A 20,865-nucleotide genomic window follows, 5' to 3' on the forward strand; every position below is an offset into this window, starting at 1 on the left:
CTAGAAGTTTTCCGGCATGCGGGCTTTCTCGCGCGCGACGTCCCGGCTGATAACCCGTCGGTCCACCAGTTCCTTCAGGCACTGGTCCATGGTCTGCATCCCCAGCGCCTGACCGGTCTGGATGGCGGAGTACATCTGCGCCACCTTGTCCTCCCGGATCAGGTTGCGGATGGCCGAGGTACCGCGCATGATCTCGTGCGCCGCCACCCGGCCACCGGTGGCGCGCTTGAGCAGGGTCTGGGAAATGACTGCCTGCAGCGACTCCGACAGCATCGAGCGAACCATGGCTTTCTCCGCCGCGGGGAACACGTCCACGACCCGGTCGATGGTCTTGGCGGCCGAGGTGGTGTGCAGGGTACCAAACACCAGGTGACCGGTTTCCGCCGCGGTCAACGCCAGGCGGATGGTCTCGAGGTCGCGCATTTCGCCAACGAGGATGATGTCCGGATCCTCGCGCAGGGCGGAGCGCAGGGCCTCGGAGAAGCCCAGGGTGTCGCGATGGACTTCGCGCTGGTTGACCAGGCACTTCTTGCTTTCATGCACGAATTCGATCGGGTCCTCAATGGTAAGGATGTGTTCGTATTTGTTGTCGTTGATATGATCCACCATGGCGGCGAGGGTGGTGGACTTGCCGGAGCCAGTGGGTCCGGTCACCAGCACCAGGCCACGCGGCATCATCGATATGTCGCGAAAGACCTGGCCCATGCCCAGGTCCTCCATGGTCAAGACCTTGGAGGGAATGGTCCTGAATACGCCGCCGGCGCCGCGGTTCTGGTTGAAGGCGTTGACCCGGAAGCGAGCGACACCGGGGACCTCAAAGGAGAAGTCCGTCTCCATGAACTCCTCGTAGTCCTTGCGCTGCTTGTCGTTCATGATGTCGTAGATCAGGTCGTGCACCTGCTTGTGATCCATCGGCGGCAGGTTGATGCGGCGCACATCCCCGTCCACCCGTATCATCGGCGGCAAACCCGCTGACAAATGCAGGTCGGATGCGCCCTGTTTCGCGCTGAACGCAAGCAGTTCTGTAATATCCACCGATTCACTCCCCTGGGGCCGAGCCAATTATTCTCCACTCGCCCGCCGTGGCCGTTATCCGCTACCATCTCGGCATGGACGCAGATACTCTCAGGCACAACATCGACAGGCTGCTCGAAAGAGTACGACTCAGCGCAGAAAAAAGCCAGCGCGAGCCGGGCAGCGTGCGGGTGCTGGCCGTCAGCAAGACCCGGCCGGCGGCGGACGTACGCGAGGCCGCGGCACTGGGCCTGCGCGAATTCGGCGAAAACTACCTGCAGGAAGCGCTGGACAAGATTGAGACGCTGGCGGATCTGGACCTGTGCTGGCATTTCATCGGCCCCATCCAGTCCAACAAGACCCGGCCAATCGCCAGCCACTTCCACTGGGTGCACAGTGTCGACCGGCTCAAGATAGCCAAGCGTCTGAGCGAGCAGCGGCCAGAGGGTCTGCCGGAGCTGCAGATCTGCCTGCAGGTGAATATTTCCCGCGAGGAGAGCAAGTCCGGTGTCAGCCTGGAGGATCTGCCGGCACTGGCGCACGAAGTCGCGCAATTGCCCCGGCTGCGCCTGCGCGGACTGATGGCCATCCCCGCGCCCGCGGCGGACCCCGCGCAACAGCACCAGCCCTTTGCCGCCCTGCGCCGGGCACTGGCGGAATTGCAGCGCCGGGATCCCGGTCTGGACACTCTCTCCATGGGCATGTCCGGCGATCTTGAGGCCGCGATTGCCGAGGGCGCCACCATTATTCGTGTTGGCACCGACATTTTTGGCCCGCGGAGCACTCCCGCAGGCGGGTGATTTTGCCGCCGCGGGGCGTGTATACTGCGACCTGCCCGACCACCAGCCAACAGGATCAATGCCTTTGAACACCGCGGTTATCACCTTTATCGGTGCCGGTAACATGGCTTCCAGCATTATTGGCGGCCTGCTGGAAAGCGGCCACCCTGCCAGCGCCCTGCGCGCCGCCGATCCCTCCCGCGAGAACCTGGAGAAACTGGGCAAGCTGGGCGCTATCGGGACGTTTCAGGACAACGCAGCTGCCTGCGCCGATGCCGATGTAGTAATCCTGGCGGTAAAGCCCCAGGTCATGGATGCCGCCATGGCCAGCATTGCCGCGCCCGTGGCGGCCAGGGGCGCACTGGTGATCTCCATTGCCGCGGGCACCACCATCGCCACCATGGAAGCCGGGCTGGGTGCCGCCACCGCGGTCGTTCGCTGCATGCCCAATACCCCGGCGCTGCTCGGTGTCGGCGCCACGGCCCTGTTTGCCAACAGCAATGTCAGCAGCGTGCAGCGGGACCTGGCCAGCACCATCCTCGGCGCCGTGGGCATGATCGAATGGGTGCCCGAGGAAAGCCAGCTGGATGCCATTACCGCCCTCTCCGGCAGCGGTCCCGCCTATTTCTTTCTGTTCATGGAGGCCATGGTCAACGCAGGCTGCGCCATGGGCCTGTCGCGGGAATGTGCGGTCGCCATGACCAAACAGACCGCCCTTGGCGCGGCGCGCATGGCCACCGAGAGCGACGTCGACCTGACCGAGTTGCGGCGCCGTGTAACCAGCCCGGGCGGCACCACCGAGCATGCGGTGCAGTGCTTTGAGCACGAGGGCCTGCGCGATCTGGTCGCGCACGCGATGGCAGCCGCGCAGCAACGCGCGGCGGAAATGGGTGCCGGACAGGAGAGCCGCGAAACATGAATGCGGTAAGCGAGATTCTCGCCTATTTGATCCAGACCCTGCTGACCCTGGCACTGGTGGCCGTGGTGCTGCGGTTGCTGCTGCAACTGGTGCGGGCGGATTTCTATAATCCAGTCAGCCAGTTTCTCGCCCGACTGACCAATCCGCTGGTACTGCCGCTGCGCCGGGTGGTGCCCAGTCTCGGCGGGCTCGACCTGTCCTCACTGCTGCTTGCCCTGGTGCTGCAAATGGCCGCCATCGTGGCGCTGCTGGCACTCAACGGCGTCGGGCCGCCCAACATCGTCCTGCTGCTGGTGTGGTCAGTACTCGGCGTGGTGGGACTGGTGGTCAACATCTACTTCTTTGCCCTGCTGGCAATGATCATCCTCAGCTGGATTGCCCCCGCCAGCCGGCACCCCGCCCTGCTGTTGCTGTTCCAGCTCACCGAGCCGGTCATGGCACCCTTTCGCAAGATGTTACCCACTATGGGCGGTCTCGATTTCTCACCCATCCTGGTCTTTATCCTGATCAACATCGTCCAGATTGCGCTGCGGCACATGGCGGCGGGCGTGGGCCTGCATCCGGCGCTGGTGATCGGACTTTGACCCCGGCACCGTGAACCCCGCCAGCGTCGGTATAGTTGAGCCGCAGAGCGCCCGGTTCCCGGAGCCGCTGACCCTGGCCTGTGGCCGGGTGCTGGAGGACTACGAGCTGGTCTACGAGACCTACGGTCAGCTCAATGCCCGACATTCAAACGCCGTGCTCATATGTCACGCACTGTCCGGGCATCATCACGCGGCGGGCTACCACAGCGCCGGGGATCGCAAGCCGGGCTGGTGGGATGAGTGCATCGGCCCGGGCAAACCCATTGATACCAATCACTTCTTTGTCGTCAGCCTGAACAATCTCGGCGGTTGCCACGGCTCCACCGGACCGATCGCCCCCAACCCGGAAACGGGGCAACCCTGGGGGCCTGATTTCCCCTCCCTGCGAGTACGGGACTGGGTACACAGTCAGGCCCGGCTGGCGGATCACCTGGGTATCGACTGCTGGGCTGCGGTCATTGGCGGCAGCCTGGGCGGCATGCAGGCCATGCGCTGGTCCCTGCTCTACCCGCAGCGTCTGCGCCACTGCGTGGTGATCGCCTCGGCCATGCGCCTGAGCGCCCAGAACATTGCTTTCAACGAGATCGCCCGCCAGGCCATCCAGTCGGATCCCGGTTTCGCCGACGGCCACTACCTGGCGCAGAATACACTGCCGGCACAGGGTCTGGCGCTCGCCCGCATGGTCGGCCACATCACCTACCTTTCGGACGGCGCGATGGCCAACAAGTTCGGCCGTGACCTGCGCTCGGGAAGCCTGGAGCTGGGGGATGAGGAGGCCGCCGAGTTCCAGGTCCAGAGCTACCTGCGCTACCAGGGCAGCCAGTTCTCCGGCAGCTTCGACGCCAACACCTATATCCTGATGACGCGGGCCCTGGATTACTTCGACCTGGCGCGAGAGTACGGCGATGACCCGGTCGCTGCGTTCCGGGAAGCCCGGTGCAGTTTTCTGGTGCTGTCCTTCTCCACGGACTGGCGCTTCTCCCCACGGCGCTCGCGAGAGATCGTCGATGCCCTGATCGCTGCCGACCGGCCGGTGACCTACGCTGAAATCGAGGCCGACGAGGGCCACGACGCCTTTCTGCTACCCATACCCCGCTACCTGCAGCTGTTCAGTGCCTACATGCAGCGCGTACGGGACGCCTGCTGATGCGCCTTGATCTCACCCACATCCAGCGCTGGATCGAACCCGGGTCAAAAGTGCTGGACCTGGGCTGTGGCAACGGCGAGTTCCTGCAGCGGCTGCAACAGGAGCGCGATGTGCGTGGCCTGGGCCTGGAGATCGACCCGGACAAAATCACTGCAGCGGTCGCCCGCGGCCTGAACATCGTGGAACAGGACATGGATGCGGGGATGGACAACTTCCCCGACCAGAGTTTCGACACGGTGGTAATGGCGCACGCCCTGCAGGCGGTACACTATCCGGATCGGGTGCTCGACGAGATGCTCCGTATCGGTCGCCAGGGTATCGTCACCTTCCCCAACTTTGCCCACTGGAATTGCCGCCTGTACCTGGGCACCCGGGGCCGCATGCCGGTGTCCCGCTTCATGCCCTATAATTGGTATGACACACCCAATATCCACTTTTGCACGGTGAAGGATTTCGAGGCACTGTGTGGGGAACGCGGCATACGCATCCTCGCCCGGGACATGGTCGGCAACACCGAGCGCAGGCCCCTGCTGGCCAGTGCCTGGCCCAACCTGTTTGCCGTCACCGCCATCTACCTGATCAGCCGTTGAGGTAAACATGATCCGCTACCTACGCTACACTCTGGCGCTGTTGTTGTTGGTCGCCGTCGGCGCGGCAGCCCAGCAATCAGAGCGCTTCGGCCCCTACGAACTGCACTACAGCGTCGTCAACACGACCTTCCTCGAGCCCCGCGTGGCATCCAGCTACGGCATTACCCGGGGCAAGAACCGGGCAATCCTGAATCTGGCGGTACGCGAGCACGTGGACGGCGGCACCGTTCCGCGAGGTATGCAGCTGCAGGGCAGCACCCGCGACCTGATCACCGCGCAGGCACTGGAGTTCCAGGAGATCCGCGAGGGCGAAGCCATCTACTACATCGCTGAATTCCGCTTCATCAACGAGGAGTGGCGCTTCTTTGATATCGACTTCCGCCCGCAGGGCGCGGAGGAAACCTTCCGCTTCGAACTCAAGCACCAGCTGTACGAACACTGATGACCTCGATCGCGCCATTGCAGACCGTCGTCCTCGCCAGCGGCAATCGCGGCAAACTCGCGGAGCTCGCCCGGATCCTGGAACCACTGGGTGTGGAGCTGCGCGCGCAGTCGGAGTTTGGTGTACCCGAGGTTGAGGAAACCGGACTGACCTTTGTCGAGAACGCCATCCTCAAGGCACGGGCCGCGGCACAGCATACCGGCCTGCCCGCCATTGCCGACGATTCCGGGCTGGAAGTGGACTTCCTGCAGGGCGCCCCGGGGATTCGCTCGGCGCGCTATGCCGATGGGGGCGACGAGGCCAACAACCGCAAACTGCTCTCGACCCTGGCCGGCGTGCCCAGGGCCGAGCGCAGCGCCCGCTACCAGTGTGTGCTGGTATTCATGCGCCACGCCCTGGACCCGACCCCGATCATCTGCCACGGCAGCTGGGAGGGCCACATCCTGGAAGCGCCCGCGGGTAGCGGCGGCTTCGGCTATGACCCCCTGTTCCATGTTGCCGCCTTCAATTGCAGCGCCGCCGAACTGGCGCCCCGGACCAAGAACCGCGTCAGTCACCGCGCCATCGCCTGCGCCCAGCTGGAGCAGGCGCTGCTGGGCTCCCTGCGCGGCCCCGACCCCACGGGCAGCTGATGCCCGCGCTGCAACTGCCCCCGCTGGGGCTCTACATCCACCTGCCCTGGTGCGAGCGCAAGTGCCCCTACTGCGATTTCAATTCCCACGAAACCGGCCTTGTTCCGGAACAGGCCTACATCGACAGGCTGCTGGCCGACCTGGAAGCGGATGCGTGTTACACACAGGGCCGCAGCATCGCCACCCTGTTCATCGGCGGCGGTACTCCCAGCCTGTTCAGCGCCGCCGCCATTGCGCACCTGATGGCGGGGATTGCGGCGCGAGTTCCGCTGGCAGACGGCTTCGAAGCGACCATGGAGGCCAACCCGGGTAGTGCCGAGGCGGAGAAATTCGCCGGTTTCCGGGCGGCGGGCATCAACCGCCTGTCCATCGGCATCCAGTCCTTCCAGGACACCCAGCTGCAGGCGCTGGGACGGGTGCACAGCAGCGACCAGGCCCACGCCGCCATCGCCGCCGCCCACGCTGCCGGCTTCCAGCGCATCAACCTGGACCTGATGCACGGCCTGCCGCAACAGGATTCCACACTGGCCCTGGCGGATCTCGCCACCGCCACCGGCCATGGCATCAGCCACCTCTCCTGGTACCAGCTCACCATCGAACAGAACACCGTGTTCTATACGCGACCGCCGCTGCTGCCGCTGGAAGACGCACTGGCGGATATCCAGGATGCGGGCGAGGCGCTGCTGGCCGGCACGGACCTGCGCCAGTACGAGGTCTCGGCCTGGGCAGTGCCCGGACAGCAGTGCCGTCACAATCTCAACTACTGGGAGTTCGGCGATTACCTGGGCATTGGTGCAGGCGCCCACGGCAAGGTGAGTTTTGCCGACGGCCGTATCCTGCGCTACGCCAAGCGCCGACAACCAGAGGCCTATATGGCTGCAGCGCCAGCGCAGATGCAGGTCCAGCCGCTGTGGCTGGCGAAGCGGGACCTGCCCGGGGAGTACATGCTCAATGCCCTGCGCCTGAACGCGGGCTTCCAGCTCGCTGACTACAGCGCGCGCACGGGCCTGGCTGCGGATACGCTGCAGCCGGCCCTGGACTCACTGCTCGGGCGGGGGTTGCTGGAGCAGGAAGCGGGACAGATACGAGCCACCGGTCTGGGGCGGCGGTTTCTGGATACGGTGATTGCGGAGTTTCTGGTTTAGCTGGGGGCGCCTAGCTGGGGGCGCCTGGCCGGCCGCACCTGGCCCGTCGGCTCTAAACGCGCCGGAACAAAACGTCCCAGACCCCGTGGCCGAGGCGCTCACCCCGGGCCTCGAACTTGGTGAGCGGCCGGGTGTCCGGCTTGGGCGCATAGTTGCCGCTCGCGGCGGCATTTTCCAGCCCCGGCGTCGCCGACAGCACTGCCAGCATCTGCTCGGCGTAGTTCTCCCAATCGGTAGCCAGGTGCAAAATGCCCCCGGGCTTGAGATAGCCTACCAGCTGCTCGGCAAAGGCCGGCTGGATCAGGCGCCGCTTGTGGTGGCGCTTCTTGTGCCAGGGATCGGGAAAGAAGATCTGGATTGTGTCGAGGGAAGCGGGCGGGATGCAGTCGCGCAGCACTTCAACCGCGTCGTGGCAGTAGATGCGGATATTGTCCACACCCTCCACCGCCATGCTGTGCAACAGCTTGCCGACACCGGGCCGGTGTACCTCGATACCGATAAAATCGGTGGCAGGCGCCGCCGCAGCCATGGCAACCAGGGACTGGCCCATCCCGAAGCCTATTTCCAGCACCCTCGGTGCATCGCGGCCAAAGACCGCCGCATAATCCAGTGGGCCATCACTGTGGGCCAGGCCATAGCGTGGCCAGTATTCATCAAAGGCGCGCTGCTGGCCGTCGGTGAGACGCCCCATGCGCAGCACGTAGCTGCGGATGGGGCGATGGGGAGTATCAGTCATGATTCAGGGCAGCAGCTTCCAGCTGGCGGCGGCCAGGCAGCCCCAGCCCGCGATGAAGGCCAGGCCACCCAGCGGGGTGATTGCGCCCAGCCAGCGCAGGCCGCTGAAGCTGAGCAGGTACAGACTCCCGGAGAACACCAGCATGCCCAGCAGGAACAGCCAGCCGCTGCTGCGCAGCAGGTTCACGTGGGGATAGTTGAGGGCCAGGATACCCACCGCCAGCAACGCCAGCGAATGGTAGAAGTGATATTGAACGGCTGTTTCATAGACACCGAGCGCGTAAGCGTCGAGCCGGTTCTTGAGCGCGTGGGCGCCAAAGGCGCCGAAGGCGACGGCGAGAGCTCCACTGATAGCGGCGCTGGCAATGAAAATCTGGGCCATGGCAGGGGATCCAGCAAAAAAAACGGGAGTGCCAGTGTAACGCAAAACACTGGCGCTGCTCCCGCGGGATTGTCAGGCGGCGATAGCGGCCCGCAGCTTTTTCATGGCATTCTGCTCCAGCTGGCGGATACGCTCGGCCGAAACCTCATACTTCGCCGCCAGTTCATGCAGGGTGGCCTTTTCGTCCGCCAGCCAGCGCTGGGCGAGAATATCGCGGCTGCGCTCGTCCAGGTCCGCCAGCGCCAGGTACAGCTGCTCTTCGCTGTTTTCCTGCCAGTCGTCGGACTCCACGGCCAGCGCCGGGTCGCTGCGCTGGTCTTGCAGATAATACTGGGGCGCCTGCCAGGCGTCGTCATCGTCCTGGTCCAGGGGCGAGTCGAAGGCCAGATCGCGGCTGCTGAGCCGGCCTTCCATGCGCTGCACTTCGGCGATGTCAACGCCGAGGTCACTGGCCACTGCCTGCGCCTCTTCAGCACTCAGCCAGGCCAGGCTTTTCTTGGCACTGCGCAGGTTGAAAAACAGCTTGCGCTGGGCCTTGGTGGTGGCGATCTTGACTATGCGCCAGTTGCGGAGGATAAACTCGTGCATCTCGGCCTTGATCCAGTGCACGGCAAAAGACACCAGCCGCACTCCCTTCTCGGGATTGAAGCGCTTCACCGCTTTCATCAGGCCGACGTTGCCTTCCTGGATCAGGTCCGCTTCCGCCAGTCCATAGCCGGAGTAGCTGCGGGCAATGTGGACCACGAAGCGCAGGTGCGACATGACCAGTTGGCGGGCGGCCTCGAGACTTTCGTTGTAGTACAGGTCCTCGGCCAGCTCCTTCTCACGCTCCGGGGTCAGCAGCGGAATGCTGCTTACCGCCTGGACATAGGCCGCAAGATTGGCGCCGGGCACCATCTGGTCAACCGGAAGCAGGGTTTTGCTCATGCGGGGCTCTCCATATTCACTGGCCTGATTTTAGCACTCATTTTGTTAGAGTGCTAATCACGGAAAAGTTCCCTGGAAAACTGCGTATTCAGGGAAAATTTACTTGCAGAACAATGAGTTGAAAACCGGTCACCGTGGCGCAATGCGCCCCAGATGGCGGGAAACGGCCAACCAGGCGCCGGCAAGACCGAGCAGGCCTCCGAGGACGACAAGGTTCAGGCTGCCCATGATCCCCAGCCCGCCCAACTCGAAACTGCTCTGGTACAACTCTGCCAGCCGGGCCACGGGTTCGCCGAGAAACCACAGCGCCGCAGCCACCAGCAGGGCGGCAAAAAATCCTCCCCCGACCCCGTACCAAAGGCCTGTGTAGAGGAAAGGCCGGCGCACAAAGCCATTGCTGCCGCCCACCAGCTTGACCACCACGATTTCCTCGCGCCGGCTCTCGATGGCGAGGCGGATGGTATTGCCGAGAATCAACACCACCCCGGCCACCAGCACCCCTCCCAGCGCCAGCACCATGCGCCGGCTCAAATCCATCAAGGTATTGAGCCGCTCCAGCCAGGCCATGTCCAGCACCGCTTCCGCTACCCGGGGGTCGGCAGAAAGTTGTTGCTGCAGCGCCGCCACCGAGTCGGCCTCCGGGACCGGTGTCACCAGCAGCAGGTCGGGAAGCGGGTTGCTGTCCAGGCTGTCGAGCACGTCCGCAAAACCTGACAGCAGGCTGAATTCCTCCAGCGCTTCTTCCCTGGAAACCAGCGTCACCGCCGCGATATCGGGCCTCTCCTGCAGCTCCCGGGACAGCTCCCGGGCCTGCTCGGAACTGACGCTGGCGGAAAGAAACAGTGACAACTGGGCGGGACTGTCCCACTTGTCGCTGAGCTGGCGGGCATTGTCGAGGGCGACGTCCAGCGCCGCGGGCAAGGCCAGGGCAATACCGATCACCAGCCAGGTGAGCAGGCTGGAGACCGGGTTGTCCAGCACCCGCGCCAGGCTGTCGGCGGCCGATAAACGGTGGTGGGCCAACCAGCCGTTAAAGCGATGTCGAAGCCTGGCGCGACTGGTACTGGCTCCCTCCCGCCGGGTCTTGCCGTCGGCGGCACTCATGCGCGGTTGCTCACCAGGCGCCCGTCGCGCAGGGTCAGGATCCGGTGGCGCAAACGGGAAATGAGCGCCAGGTCGTGGCTGGCGATCAAGACGGTCACGCCCACCTGGTTGAAGGCTTCGAACAGTTGCATGATCTCCGCCGACAGGGCCGGGTCGAGGTTGCCGGTGGGCTCGTCAGCGAGCAGGATCCGGGGCCGCGCCACCACCGCCCGGGCAATGCCCACGCGCTGCTGCTCCCCTCCGGACAGGGTGATGGGCAGGGCCCGCTCTTTCGCCAGCAAGCCGACCTTGTCCAGGGCTGCCCGCACCCGGCGCCCGACCTCCCGCTGCTCATAGCCGGCAATCACCAGCGGCAGCGCCACATTGTGATAGACAGAGCGGTCAAACAGCAGCTGGTGGTTCTGGAACACCACGCCGATATTGCGGCGGTGTGCGGGAATGCCGCGGGCGCCGATCTTGGCGAGGTTCTGGCCATCGACAATGACCTGGCCGCGGCTGGGGCGCTCAATCAGCATGATCAGGCGCAGCAGAGTGCTCTTGCCCGCACCGGAGTGGCCAGTGAGGAAGACCAGTTCATCCTGGCGGATCTCGACGCTGATTTCACTCAGGGCCTCGTGGCCCTCCGCGTAGCGTTTGCTGACACGGTCAAAAGTGATCATTGCTCGGGGTCGGCACCTGCAAACAAGGCTTCAATGAAGGGTTCCGCCGCAAAGGGCCGGAGATCGTCGGCGGTTTCACCCACACCGATAAAACGAATGGGCAGGCCCAGTTTGCGGGCAATGGCGAAAATGATCCCGCCCTTGGCGGTGCCGTCGAGCTTGGTCAGGGTGAGCCCGGTCACCCCCACCACCTGCTGGAACTGGCTGGCCTGCGCCAGGGCGTTCTGGCCAGTACCGGCATCCAGCACCAGCATCACTTCATGCGGGGCTTCCGGATCCAGCTTGCCCATCACCCGGACCACCTTGCGCAGCTCCTCCATCAGGTGGTCCTTGTTGTGCAGGCGGCCGGCGGTATCCGCGATCAGCACGTCGACCTTGCGCGCCTGGGCAGCCTGCAGGGCGTCGTAGATCACCGAGGCGCTGTCGGCCCCCGAGTGCTGGGCGATGACCGGCACATTGTGGCGCTGACCCCACACCTGGAGCTGTTCCACTGCTGCCGCGCGGAAGGTGTCCCCGGCCGCCAGCATGACCGAGTGGCCCTCGGCCTGGTAGCGACGCGCCAGCTTGCCGATGGTGGTGGTCTTGCCGACGCCATTGACGCCGACCATCAGGATCACATAGGGCGTTTTGCCGGCAACGTCCAGCGGCTGCTCACAGGGCCGCAGCACCTCCAGCAACTCCTCCTGCAGCGCCCGCTGCAGGGCTTCCGGGCTGGTCAGCTCCTTGCGCGATACCCGCCGCGTGAGCCGGTCGATAATCTCCACCGTGGCGTCGACACCCACATCCGCCAGCAACAGGCGCGACTCCAGTTCCTCCAGCAACTCGGCGTCAATTTCCTTGCGACCCAGGAACAGGGTACCCAGGCCCTGCACCAGGGTGTCGCTGGTGCGTCCGAGACCACGCCGCAGGCGGGCAAAGAAACCGGCCTCGGCAGCCGCAACCGGGCGCGCGGCGGGCTCCGTGACGGAAGGCGCGGACTCCTCGGCTGCGGCGGGAACCATGGCCTCCGCAGCGGGTACCGGCGTCGACACTGGCGGGGCAGGCGCCGGGGAATCGTCAATGGCTGCGTCAGCGCCAGCCTCCGCCGCGTCGCTGTCAGCGGCACTGTCGACGGCAGTATCAGGCTGCCCAGGGACCTTTTTGTTGCGTTTGAAAAACTTCATGAGTCTCGTGTTAGAGTTTGCCGGAGGGCATCTGCGGGATGGCGTATCCTATCACTCTTGGGCGGAGCGGCGAAATGACAGGGAGGAGCAGGCGGCGATCACAGGAATCGCCGGCAACGGCCGGCCTGCTGCGCATCATCGGTGGCCGCTGGCGCGGTCGCAAGCTGCGCTTCACCGCGGCTGATGGCCTGCGTCCCACACCGGACCGGGTGCGGGAGACCCTGTTCAACTGGCTTGCCACCGATATCCGGGATGCCCGCTGTCTGGACCTGTTCAGCGGCTCCGGCGCCCTCGGCCTCGAAGCCCTGTCCCGCGGTGCCGCCCATTGCGATTTTGTCGACAACAACCCTGCCAGCAGCGCACAGATCCGGCGTCACCTGCAGGATCTGGGGGCAGAGGCGCTGGGCAGCTGCCACACCGCCAGGGCCGCTGACTTTCTGGCCAGAGTCGACCGGCCCTGGGACATCGTCTTTATCGACCCGCCCTTCGGCCAGGAGCTGGTGGCGCCGGCCTGGCAGTTGCTCGACACCAGATCACTGCTGGCTGCCGGCGCCTGCATCTATGTCGAGACCGGCGCCGGGGACACTGTGCCCGAGCCGCCAGCAAACTGGCTGTTGCACCGGGACAAAACCGCCGGGGCAGTCAGCTACCGCCTGTATCGCAGGCAGGCCGCAGTCGCATAGATCGCGATGCAGGTTAAGCCCGACAACCGGGCGCGCAAGGTCCTTGTTCATCTGCCCTTTCCCTCAATCCAAATCTCTGGATTTTCCCGGTCTGGGTTTTGGGCAGTGCGTCGATAAATTCGATGGCACGGGGGTACTTGTAGGGTGCGATTTCGGCCTTGACGAAATTCTGGATGTTGCTGGCGAGGATATCATCTGCATGTACGTCGGGCCTGGGCACGATGAACGCCTTGACGATCTGGCCCCGGTCCGGGTCGGGGGCGCCGACAACGGCACATTCCAGCACCGCCGCGTGGCGCATGAGCACCTCTTCCACTTCCGGCCCGGCTATGTTGTAGCCTGACGAAATAATCATGTCGTCAGCGCGCCCCTCGAACCAGAAGTAGCCGTCGTCGTCCATGCGGAAAATGTCCCCTGTCACGTTCCACCCGTTGACCACGTAGTCGTGCTGGCGAGGATCATCCAGATACCGGCAGCCGGTGGGACCACGCACCGCCAGCCGGCCAGTAGCGCCGGGGGGCAACGGTTGGTTGTCCTCCCCCATAATGCGGGCCTCATAGCCCGGCACCGCCTTGCCGATGGCGCCGGGTCGGATGTCGTCGGCCGACGCGGAGATGAAGATATGGATCATTTCGGTCGCGCCCAGTCCGTCAATGATGCGGATGCCGGTGCGTTCCTGCCATGCCTCCCAGGTGGCAAGCGGCAGCTTCTCCCCGGCTGAAATACATTTGCGCAAGGCCCCATGCCTGCCCGCTTCCACACGGTCCAGCAGGGCCCGGTACATGGTGGGCGCGGTAAACAGTGTGGTCGCCCCCGCCTCGATGGCTTCGAGAAGCGCGTCGGGAGAGGGTGTTTCAATCAGCCGGGTGGTGCAGCCAAAGCGCATGGGAAACACCAGCAGCGCGCCAAGCCCGAAGGTGAACGCAAAGGGCGGTGATCCGGTGAACACCTCGTCCGGATCCGGGCGGAGCACATGGCGCGCTGCGGTGTCAGCCATGGCCAGGATGTCGCGGTGGAAATGCATGGTGACCTTGGGTTCCCCCGTGGTGCCCGAAGTGAAACCCAGCAATACCACGTCATCGGCCAGGGTCGGCACGGCATCGAAGGTCTCGGGCTTGCCCGCCATCAGCCCTTCAAGGTCGCCGGCGCCGAAGCAGACCACCCGGTCAAGCGCGATCCCATCACCCAAAAGGGGCTCAAGGGCCTCCGACAGCCTGTGATCGCACAGCGCCAGCCTGATGTGCGCTCTGGCAATGTACTTGCGGAGTTCCGGCGTGCGCAGTAGTGGCATGCTGTCCACCACAACACCACCCGCCTTCACCACCGCCAGCCATATCGCCAGGTGCATGGCGTTGTTGAAGCCCCGGATCAAAACCCGGTTGCCGGGTACCAGCCCCAAGTCCTCCACCAGAACACGGGCGATGCGGTTGACCTGTCCATTCAGCACCTCATAAGTCCACGCATGATCGGCCCCGATTACCGCCACCTTGCCACCAAACCCTGCGCCCATAGCCCCATCAAGCAACGTCGCCGCCGCATTCAGAACCTCCGGATATTGCAACTCGGGCAGGTCAAACGTCATCACCGGCCACGCATCCCGGGGCGGCAGGTGATCCACAGTGAAACTGTCTATATGGGGCGAGATCGGCATATTGCTAAACCTGTTGTTGGAAGCGCATATTCACTGAAACGTTAATCACGTCGAAAAACACTTTCCCCCATCAACGGAGGACTGACGGGAGCGTTCTCGGGACTTCAAGGGCCACAGGGGACCGGCCGGAAACACCCATTAGTACGCGCCTGAGATCACGTTGATGGTGTAGTTCACGGAATAATTGCGTAGAGCCTGCGCAACCCGTTTTTCGAGGTCACAATGCGCCGTGTTCAGCGTTATCTGGAACAGGGTACCGACACGATCGTCATTTTCTACCGCAACAACTATACCGACGCCAGGTGGCAGTTCACTCGACAGGGTCTCTATCAGCGTACGCTTGATGATATCGATGCGCAGGGTCGGCTTGAAAATCTTTCCCACTGCCGTGACCGGCATCGTGTCGATGATTATTACCTCGCTCGGCGCGGCGGCACGATCAGCCACCCGTGCACGAGCGTGGTCCCTGAGCTCGGCCGCCGAAACAGTTGAGCTGTTCCGAACGGTGACGTAGGCTACGGGAAGCTCCCCGGCATCTCCGTCTGGTTTGCCCACAGCAGCGGCGAGCTCTACCGCCGCGTGTGTTATCAAGGCATCCTCGATCACGGCAGGATCAATATTGTGGCCGCCGCGTATGATCAGATCCTTTGCACGACCCGTCAGCCAGAAATAGCCTTCCCGATCCTGGCGCGCCATATCACCAGTATTGAACCAGCCATCATCCGCCCAGATATTTTCATTGTGCTTGTCTTGCCGATAGCCGGGGAAGACGTTGGGACCGCGGATCAAGAGGTTGCCAATCTCGTCGGGTGCGCAATCCCGCTCATACCGGGCGTCACTGTCGAGCTGCACGACCTTCATATCCTGATAGGGAATGCGCAACCCAATGGAGCCAACCAGCCGCTCTCCCTCTCGCGGGTTAAAGGCGCTGACGCAGACCGCTTCAGTCATCCCATAGCCTTCGAGGATCCGCACACCGGTGCGGCGCTCGAACTCCTCGAAAAGAGCAGTCGACATGGGTGCTGCGCCACACAAGCCATACGTGAGAGACGTAAGATCAGCCCCGTCAACCGGCAAATCCAGAAGGCGTGCGTATATCGTTGGAACGGCGCTGAAAGCGTTGATTCGGTATTTCTCAACGATGTTCCAGAAGTCCTGCATCATCTGGCGGTCGCGATACCCTTGAGGGCCGACGAGCACACATGCTGCACCCGCGAAAAGGGGCGCAAGCCCACCCACCATCACCGCATTGACATGGAACAGTGGCAACCCGCAGAGCATGCGTTGCCCTGCGGTGAGCCCAAGTGCCTGAGCGATCGCCCAGGCATTATAGGCTTGACCGAAACCGGTATGCTGCGCGAGCTTCGGGGTCCCCGTCGTCCCCCCGGTGTGAAAGCAGGCCACCACGCGGTCAGGGTCGGTGTCGCGCACAAAGCCCAGCTCTGAGGCCGAGTACCTGCTGACGAGCTCCGAGAAACCAAGGACGCCGTCGCTCTCATCACCCGCACCGCCGAGCTCCAGTACGGTTTCAAGTTCAGGGCACTGTTTTCGAACACTTGGCAACACCTGCCATAGCTCCGGATGGCTTTCCCTTGAGGGGGCGACGAGCACCCGACTACCCGCGGCCGCTATAATCTCGGCAATATGATCAGCCTGCAGAAGGGGATTGATGGCATTGACGATTCCTGCCGTCTCTCCGCCCCAGATCGTAAAATAGGTTTCAGGATGATTACCAAGAAGGTAGGAGACGGAGGTGCCCGGCCTCACCCCAAGATCATGGAACATATTGGCTGTCTGTGTGACCCGGGCCAGATAGTCTCGGAAGCTGAAGACCTCCGGTTTGTCCCCGGCCCGTCCATTGGGGAGATAGCAAAGCGCCAGTTCATCAGCCCGGTCATCCGCAGCTTGACGAATAATATCGAACGAAGTCCGGATCTGAAGCCGCTCACTCAGAGGGGTCGCCTCTATGGCCTTGATATCCTTGAGCGTTCCATAAGGAAGGGAAAAGTTGTCCATGATTTTCCCACCGGTCATTGCGAACCAGCTTTCTGAAGCGTGCCATACCAACCGTCATGAAACACAAGGGCGCGACCGTTGACGCAGGAATAGTTTTCGACATGGCCAACCAAAATGAGGTGATCACCGCCTTCATAGCGTTCGTGTACACTGCATTCAAACACGGCGAGCGCACCGTCGATGAAAAGCGGCCCCATATTGCTGCGACCGCAACGGACGCCGGCGAATTTATCTGCGACCGACCCGGCGAAGCGATTGGAAATGTTCTCCTGCTCCTCACCCAGGACGCTGATGACAAAATTTTCGGTTGTGGTAAATACCGGGTAGCTGGGGGCGCTGCGAGAGACACTCCAGAGGACAAGCGGCGGAGCAAGAGAAACCGAAGTAAAGGAGTTTATCGTCATTCCATAATCACGCTCTTCACCGTCGCGGGTGGTCACAATAGCAACACCCGTCGCGAATTTCCCAAGCGCCTGCCTGAGTGCGCGCCCATCCGAAGTTTTATTTTGTGGCTTGGCCATTGTCTCCATCATCACCTCACTACTGTCGTTTATAGATGGCCAGAAAGGCCTGAATTCCGCGGTGAATACTCTCTTCCACTTCTTCGCGCGACGGCGAGTAGTCGCACATGAACAGCATCATGGTCCGCATTGGATTCAACGTCAGCCCCCAAAAGTGGTGGGCCGCTGACTCCAAATCCTGGATATCCAGATCACCTCGGTCGATGAAGATTTGCAGGTACTCCATAATGCCGCGCAGCGCAGCCTCGGGTCCCGCACGATAGAAAAGTTCGCCAACTTTCGGAAACCGCTGTGCTTCACCCACAGCAAGACGATGCATTGCAAGCATCTTCGGATCGAGCATTACCGAAGCGTAAACATGAGTGAACCGTTCCAGCGCTTCCTCAACCGACACAGACGCGGGAACCGTTTCACGTGTCGGGATCAAAATGCGATCAGCGATATCCCGGATAATTGCAGCGAAGAGACCTTCCTTGTCCTTGAAGTAGCTGTAAATAGTCGGCTTGGAGACGCCGGCAGTGGCAGCAATATTGTCAATACTTGCGCCATGAAAGCCATGCTTCAGAAAAACCTGGAGAGAACCAGCCATGATCTGATTTCGCTTTTCCGCATTGCGCAGCGTTTTCGGCTTTTTCCCCGCGGCGGTGGCGCCAACTTTGTCTGTGTTTATAGTTCGCGTCGCCATTTATTCATGTCTCCCTTGTCCTGAAATCGTAACGCGGCAGCCCGTTCCGCCTGCCGTTTCGTCCGGGGCCAACTCGTACAGAAACTCCAGAATGGCGTCATTGAATTCATCCGGCTTTTCTATGTTGGAAACATGCCCCGCGCCTTCGATCACAGTGAAACGCGCATGCTTGATGCGGGCCGCGAGATACGCCATGTCGTCTCGCGTGATCAGCTTGTCCTCGCCCGCTGCGACCAGATGAACTGGTGCCGTGATAGATTCAGGGGCAAGATCAATCCTGTGGTGTGCCACAGCCTCCAGCGTCTTCAGATACGAATCTTTTCGCAGAGCCTTGATACTCTCAATAAGCTCCTGGCGTACTCCATTACTCACGTTACTGCCCAGAAGCCCCTCCGCTACGGGCTCTGCGATATCGTACGGTTCCTTGCCCGAAAGGAGCGGCGCCTGCCGCACCGAAAGGAACTCCTGTACAGCTTCCGGGGGCAAGGCGTCTGTGCCTATGGTTGCAGAACAAATGGTCAAGCTGAGCACGTTTTCAGGGAAGCGTGTGTAGAAATCAAAGGCAATCAATCCACCCATGGAAAGCCCGACAATATGAGCACGATCATAGGAGAAATGATCGAGGACCCGCAGGATATCCTGGCTTACGTCCTCAAGCCTGAACGGGCCCTCATAATCCTCGCTTCCGCCGTATCCGCGTACATCCCACGCCAGGGCATGAAACGAATGACCGAAGGTTTCGAGCTGCCTGTGCCAATTAAGGGCGTTCCCCCCAATGCCATGCAGAAGCAGGCAGGGAGTCCCTTGGCCTGAATGCAGTACCCGGAGCCGTGGACGGGGTCCGATGGTTATACTTTCTATAGTGTTCAAACAAAAAACTCCATCACTGCCTCATTGATCGGCGCAATTCAGGTTCCGGAAAAATGACTGATCAGGGCTTCGATCCCGCCGGTGAAAATACCGGTTGAGGCCTGTTGAAGGTCCGACTGGAGATCCGGTGGTGCATTATAGGTCGCTCGCCAGCTCACAACTGTGCGATCTTCCATGGTGATCGGCAGCAACTCCAGAACCGCCCGATAATCCCATACCGGCAGCGGACCCGGAGAGAGGGTGTAAACTACCTGCCGTGCCTCGTCGGAAAGGGCTACAAGAACTTCTTCGATCTCACCATCCACGTTTCTCATGGTCATTGTGCGCCGCGCCCCGATCGTCGTTCCATCACAACCATCCTCAAGGCGACATGTCACGACATCGGGGTGCCATGCTCCCAGCGCTCCAAAATCGCGGACCAGCTTCCAGACCGGAGCAACCGGAGCATCGATAAGCCCACTGACGTGAATCTGTACCATCTTGCCCTCCATCATTGCTTGGAAGCCACTGCCTTTGGCGGCAACGGGGGCGGTGCCTCGAGTTCTTCACCCTCATCATAGAGGCATGAAATGCCCAGAAACGTGGTGCAGATTTCAGCGGTGTACGGCAGCATCAGCGAACCGCAGCGACTGTCGCGGTAATACCTCTCCAGAGGCAGACTGCGGAGCATGGACTGCCCCCCGCAGGTACGAATGGCCAGACGGCAGATATCGTTACTGTATTCCATCACCGTGTACTGGCAGACATAAAGCCGCATGATGTCCTCAGGACCTGGATTGCCCTTGGCATCACTGATTGCCCGATTAAAAACGGCCCAGGCCTGCTGCAACTTGATATACATTTCAGCCACAGCGGCCTGCTTGGAGGGAAAGGCCCGTCGCTTCACCGGGGGCATTCCCTCGATTTCACCACGCAAATAGGCCCGGGTGAAGTCATAGGCCGCCTGTGCCGTGCCGAGGTAGGCTGGAGTAAGCGTCATGTACATGTGCGGCCAGACAATCTGGCCGTGATAATATGCGCCCTTCGGCATAATGGCTTCTTCGTATGGCACGAAGACGTTATCAAGGACGAGGGTACGCGACACCGTGCCACGCATCCCCAATGGATCCCAGGAGCCGGTAATGCTGAAGCCCGGGCTGTCCTTGGACATGGCGACGTACAGCGTATTGTCGAAGTAAAGTTCCCCATCGTCGGCAACCTCAGTGCAGACGATGCCGTAATAGTCAGCGGCACCGGAGAGCGACGCGAAGACCTTCTTGCCGGTAATGTGCCAGCCGTCCTTCCCGCGCACCGCCCTCGTGCTGAAGGGCTTGGCCATCCAGTTGTCGCCCGTTTCGGAGAACGGCTGGGAGTATATCTTGCCCTCGTCCACGACCCGGGCGAAATGCCGGAGCTTGAGCGTTTCGTGTTCAGCTCGCTGCTGATCGCTGATCGGAAAATCATGGATCATCTGTGCGTTCCACATCATCGCACAGCTGTGCATATTGAAGGTCAGTGCTGTGGCCGCGCAGTGACGGGCGATCTCTGCGGCCACCAGCATATAGGTCTGATAGTCGGCGCCAAGGCCACCGTGCTCCTTGGGCACGCAAAGCTTCAGGAGTCCCGCGTCGCGCAGGTCATTATAGTTCTCCATCGGGAATTCGGCGTCTCGATCATATTGGGCCGCACGCTTTGCAAACTTTTCGCGTCCGAGTTCCGCGGCGAGGCCGATAAGGCGTTCTTGTTCAGATGTAAGATTAAAGTCCATGATTATTACCTTTCGCCAGCGGCACTGGCGCCTATGGGCCAAATGAAAAATGACTTGCGGGGCTTACCCTGCCTCGGAACCCTGATCCCAGGGCAGGTGAATCCGTTCCCCGTTCGGGTCTTCCACGATCACCGGTGCCATCGTGAGAAACCCGAAGCCGGTGATGGGTTCGCTGCCGGTGTTGACAATCTGGTGGACGACATTGGGTGGGATGATCATGACCGACCGGGGGCCAAAGGGATAATCCCTGTCCTCGCATTTGCACACGCCGCTTCCCGTCAGGACGATAACCACTTCTTCGCAGTCATGCCTGTGGACCGGCGTGGCACCGCCGGGTTCGGCGATCTGTGTCCATACCTCCCCCTGCGTCATTCCATTGCGCGGGCCGGCCAGGGTCCTGTGGCGCAGACCAGGTAACTCCAGCTCGGGAACGTCGTCAATTTTGATAATTTGCATGGTAAAGTCCTTTC

The 20,865-nt window shown here is 62.1% G+C and carries 24 protein-coding genes; 9 read left to right on the top strand and 15 right to left on the bottom strand.

Annotated elements, in window-relative coordinates:
* Entirely contained in the window at positions 1–1,035 is a 1,035-nt protein-coding gene (locus tag RLO07_RS19830) for a type IV pilus twitching motility protein PilT (protein WP_462293880.1), read from the bottom strand.
* 74 nt (positions 1,036–1,109) lie between these two features.
* Between RLO07_RS19830 and RLO07_RS19835 the strand changes: the two genes are divergently transcribed.
* Genes RLO07_RS19835 through hemW form a run of 8 tightly spaced genes read left to right on the top strand, consistent with a single transcriptional unit; the run spans position 1,110 to position 7,252 of the window.
* Complete coding sequence (locus tag RLO07_RS19835) at positions 1,110–1,814, top strand: YggS family pyridoxal phosphate-dependent enzyme (RefSeq protein ID WP_462293881.1); 705 nt, start codon at positions 1,110–1,112, stop codon at positions 1,812–1,814.
* A gap of 58 nt (positions 1,815–1,872) precedes the next feature.
* Positions 1,873–2,712, top strand: coding sequence for a pyrroline-5-carboxylate reductase (proC, locus tag RLO07_RS19840; RefSeq protein WP_462293882.1), 840 nt, complete (start codon positions 1,873–1,875; stop codon positions 2,710–2,712).
* Positions 2,709–3,296 carry a YggT family protein gene (locus RLO07_RS19845; protein WP_462293883.1) on the top strand — a complete coding sequence of 196 codons (588 nt, stop codon included), beginning with the start codon at positions 2,709–2,711 and terminating at the stop codon, positions 3,294–3,296. Before proC ends, RLO07_RS19845 begins: the two co-directional genes overlap by 4 nt.
* Positions 3,297–3,306: 10 nt before the next feature.
* The gene (gene metX, locus RLO07_RS19850; protein ID WP_462293884.1) at positions 3,307–4,443 is read left to right on the top strand and encodes a homoserine O-succinyltransferase MetX; all 1,137 of its coding nucleotides are present in this window, start codon (positions 3,307–3,309) and stop codon (positions 4,441–4,443) included.
* Positions 4,443–5,033 (top strand): methionine biosynthesis protein MetW, encoded by a 591-nt coding sequence (metW, locus tag RLO07_RS19855; protein ID WP_462293885.1) that lies wholly within the window; start codon positions 4,443–4,445, stop codon positions 5,031–5,033. Before metX ends, metW begins: the two co-directional genes overlap by 1 nt.
* Positions 5,034–5,040: 7 nt before the next feature.
* Positions 5,041–5,475, top strand: coding sequence for a DUF4426 domain-containing protein (locus tag RLO07_RS19860; protein WP_462293886.1), 435 nt, complete (start codon positions 5,041–5,043; stop codon positions 5,473–5,475).
* Positions 5,475–6,107 carry an RdgB/HAM1 family non-canonical purine NTP pyrophosphatase gene (rdgB, locus tag RLO07_RS19865; RefSeq protein WP_462293887.1) on the top strand — a complete coding sequence of 211 codons (633 nt, stop codon included), beginning with the start codon at positions 5,475–5,477 and terminating at the stop codon, positions 6,105–6,107. The genes RLO07_RS19860 and rdgB overlap by 1 nt, the downstream gene beginning before the upstream one ends.
* Positions 6,107–7,252 carry a radical SAM family heme chaperone HemW gene (hemW, locus tag RLO07_RS19870; RefSeq protein ID WP_462293888.1) on the top strand — a complete coding sequence of 382 codons (1,146 nt, stop codon included), beginning with the start codon at positions 6,107–6,109 and terminating at the stop codon, positions 7,250–7,252. The genes rdgB and hemW overlap by 1 nt, the downstream gene beginning before the upstream one ends.
* A 52-nt stretch (positions 7,253–7,304) precedes the next feature.
* Here hemW and trmB read toward each other — a convergent pair whose 3' ends face one another.
* The 6 genes from trmB to ftsY form a co-directional block, all read right to left on the bottom strand.
* Positions 7,305–7,991: a tRNA (guanosine(46)-N7)-methyltransferase TrmB gene (gene trmB, locus RLO07_RS19875; protein WP_462293933.1), complete on the bottom strand. Its 687-nt coding sequence runs from the start codon at positions 7,989–7,991 to the stop codon at positions 7,305–7,307.
* Positions 7,992–8,369: a DUF423 domain-containing protein gene (locus tag RLO07_RS19880; protein WP_462293889.1), complete on the bottom strand. Its 378-nt coding sequence runs from the start codon at positions 8,367–8,369 to the stop codon at positions 7,992–7,994.
* A 72-nt stretch (positions 8,370–8,441) separates the two neighbouring features.
* A complete protein-coding gene (rpoH, locus tag RLO07_RS19885; protein WP_462293890.1) occupies positions 8,442–9,296 on the bottom strand; it encodes an RNA polymerase sigma factor RpoH in 855 nt (284 codons plus the stop codon).
* Between the two features lie 129 nt (positions 9,297–9,425).
* Positions 9,426–10,400: a permease-like cell division protein FtsX gene (gene ftsX, locus RLO07_RS19890; RefSeq protein WP_462293891.1), complete on the bottom strand. Its 975-nt coding sequence runs from the start codon at positions 10,398–10,400 to the stop codon at positions 9,426–9,428.
* Positions 10,397–11,059, bottom strand: coding sequence for a cell division ATP-binding protein FtsE (gene ftsE, locus RLO07_RS19895; protein ID WP_462293892.1), 663 nt, complete (start codon positions 11,057–11,059; stop codon positions 10,397–10,399). The genes ftsX and ftsE overlap by 4 nt, the downstream gene beginning before the upstream one ends.
* On the bottom strand, positions 11,056–12,222 hold the full coding sequence (ftsY, locus tag RLO07_RS19900) for a signal recognition particle-docking protein FtsY (protein WP_462293893.1): 1,167 nt from the start codon (positions 12,220–12,222) through the stop codon (positions 11,056–11,058). The genes ftsE and ftsY overlap by 4 nt, the downstream gene beginning before the upstream one ends.
* Before the next feature lie 74 nt (positions 12,223–12,296).
* Between ftsY and rsmD the strand changes: the two genes are divergently transcribed.
* Positions 12,297–12,905: a 16S rRNA (guanine(966)-N(2))-methyltransferase RsmD gene (rsmD, locus tag RLO07_RS19905; protein WP_462293894.1), complete on the top strand. Its 609-nt coding sequence runs from the start codon at positions 12,297–12,299 to the stop codon at positions 12,903–12,905.
* A gap of 13 nt (positions 12,906–12,918) precedes the next feature.
* Here rsmD and RLO07_RS19910 read toward each other — a convergent pair whose 3' ends face one another.
* The 8 genes from RLO07_RS19910 to RLO07_RS19945 form a co-directional block, all read right to left on the bottom strand.
* Positions 12,919–14,487, bottom strand: a complete 1,569-nt coding sequence (locus RLO07_RS19910; RefSeq protein WP_462293895.1) for an AMP-binding protein — start codon at positions 14,485–14,487, stop codon at positions 12,919–12,921.
* A gap of 207 nt (positions 14,488–14,694) precedes the next feature.
* The gene (locus RLO07_RS19915; protein WP_462293896.1) at positions 14,695–16,572 is read right to left on the bottom strand and encodes an acyl-CoA synthetase; all 1,878 of its coding nucleotides are present in this window, start codon (positions 16,570–16,572) and stop codon (positions 14,695–14,697) included.
* 14 nt (positions 16,573–16,586) lie between these two features.
* Positions 16,587–17,093, bottom strand: coding sequence for a flavin reductase family protein (locus tag RLO07_RS19920; RefSeq protein ID WP_462293897.1), 507 nt, complete (start codon positions 17,091–17,093; stop codon positions 16,587–16,589).
* Between the two features lie 19 nt (positions 17,094–17,112).
* Positions 17,113–17,778, bottom strand: coding sequence for a TetR/AcrR family transcriptional regulator (locus RLO07_RS19925; protein WP_462293898.1), 666 nt, complete (start codon positions 17,776–17,778; stop codon positions 17,113–17,115).
* A complete protein-coding gene (locus tag RLO07_RS19930) occupies positions 17,779–18,648 on the bottom strand; it encodes an alpha/beta fold hydrolase (protein WP_462293899.1) in 870 nt (289 codons plus the stop codon).
* Positions 18,649–18,686: 38 nt separating this feature from the next.
* Positions 18,687–19,127, bottom strand: a complete 441-nt coding sequence (locus tag RLO07_RS19935; RefSeq protein WP_462293900.1) for an SRPBCC family protein — start codon at positions 19,125–19,127, stop codon at positions 18,687–18,689.
* An 11-nt stretch (positions 19,128–19,138) separates the two neighbouring features.
* Entirely contained in the window at positions 19,139–20,395 is a 1,257-nt protein-coding gene (locus RLO07_RS19940; RefSeq protein WP_462293901.1) for an acyl-CoA dehydrogenase family protein, read from the bottom strand.
* 63 nt (positions 20,396–20,458) lie between these two features.
* Positions 20,459–20,851, bottom strand: coding sequence for a cupin domain-containing protein (locus RLO07_RS19945; protein WP_462293902.1), 393 nt, complete (start codon positions 20,849–20,851; stop codon positions 20,459–20,461).
* Between the last annotated feature and the right edge of the window lie 14 nt (positions 20,852–20,865).

It is taken from the genome of Haliea sp. (assembly GCF_040221975.1).
GTDB lineage: Bacteria > Pseudomonadota > Gammaproteobacteria > Pseudomonadales > Halieaceae > Haliea.

Excerpts from the sequence above, each read along its gene's own strand:
- rsmD (WP_462293894.1), top strand. The coding sequence starts at position 12,297 with ATGACAGGGAGGAGCAGGCGGCGATCACAGGAATCGCCGGCAACGGCC.
- RLO07_RS19910 (WP_462293895.1), bottom strand. The coding sequence starts at position 14,487 with ATGACGTTTGACCTGCCCGAGTTGCAATATCCGGAGGTTCTGAATGCG.
- RLO07_RS19940 (WP_462293901.1), bottom strand. The coding sequence starts at position 20,395 with ATGGACTTTAATCTTACATCTGAACAAGAACGCCTTATCGGCCTCGCC.
- RLO07_RS19915 (WP_462293896.1), bottom strand. The coding sequence starts at position 16,572 with ATGGACAACTTTTCCCTTCCTTATGGAACGCTCAAGGATATCAAGGCC.
- RLO07_RS19920 (WP_462293897.1), bottom strand. The coding sequence starts at position 17,093 with ATGGCCAAGCCACAAAATAAAACTTCGGATGGGCGCGCACTCAGGCAG.
- RLO07_RS19945 (WP_462293902.1), bottom strand. The coding sequence starts at position 20,851 with ATGCAAATTATCAAAATTGACGACGTTCCCGAGCTGGAGTTACCTGGT.
- proC (WP_462293882.1), top strand. The coding sequence starts at position 1,873 with ATGCCTTTGAACACCGCGGTTATCACCTTTATCGGTGCCGGTAACATG.
- ftsX (WP_462293891.1), bottom strand. The coding sequence starts at position 10,400 with ATGAGTGCCGCCGACGGCAAGACCCGGCGGGAGGGAGCCAGTACCAGT.
- metW (WP_462293885.1), top strand. The coding sequence starts at position 4,443 with ATGCGCCTTGATCTCACCCACATCCAGCGCTGGATCGAACCCGGGTCA.
- hemW (WP_462293888.1), top strand. The coding sequence starts at position 6,107 with ATGCCCGCGCTGCAACTGCCCCCGCTGGGGCTCTACATCCACCTGCCC.
- ftsE (WP_462293892.1), bottom strand. The coding sequence starts at position 11,059 with ATGATCACTTTTGACCGTGTCAGCAAACGCTACGCGGAGGGCCACGAG.
- rdgB (WP_462293887.1), top strand. The coding sequence starts at position 5,475 with ATGACCTCGATCGCGCCATTGCAGACCGTCGTCCTCGCCAGCGGCAAT.
- RLO07_RS19845 (WP_462293883.1), top strand. The coding sequence starts at position 2,709 with ATGAATGCGGTAAGCGAGATTCTCGCCTATTTGATCCAGACCCTGCTG.
- RLO07_RS19835 (WP_462293881.1), top strand. The coding sequence starts at position 1,110 with ATGGACGCAGATACTCTCAGGCACAACATCGACAGGCTGCTCGAAAGA.
- RLO07_RS19880 (WP_462293889.1), bottom strand. The coding sequence starts at position 8,369 with ATGGCCCAGATTTTCATTGCCAGCGCCGCTATCAGTGGAGCTCTCGCC.
- ftsY (WP_462293893.1), bottom strand. The coding sequence starts at position 12,222 with ATGAAGTTTTTCAAACGCAACAAAAAGGTCCCTGGGCAGCCTGATACT.
- RLO07_RS19860 (WP_462293886.1), top strand. The coding sequence starts at position 5,041 with ATGATCCGCTACCTACGCTACACTCTGGCGCTGTTGTTGTTGGTCGCC.
- RLO07_RS19925 (WP_462293898.1), bottom strand. The coding sequence starts at position 17,778 with ATGGCGACGCGAACTATAAACACAGACAAAGTTGGCGCCACCGCCGCG.
- rpoH (WP_462293890.1), bottom strand. The coding sequence starts at position 9,296 with ATGAGCAAAACCCTGCTTCCGGTTGACCAGATGGTGCCCGGCGCCAAT.
- RLO07_RS19935 (WP_462293900.1), bottom strand. The coding sequence starts at position 19,127 with ATGGTACAGATTCACGTCAGTGGGCTTATCGATGCTCCGGTTGCTCCG.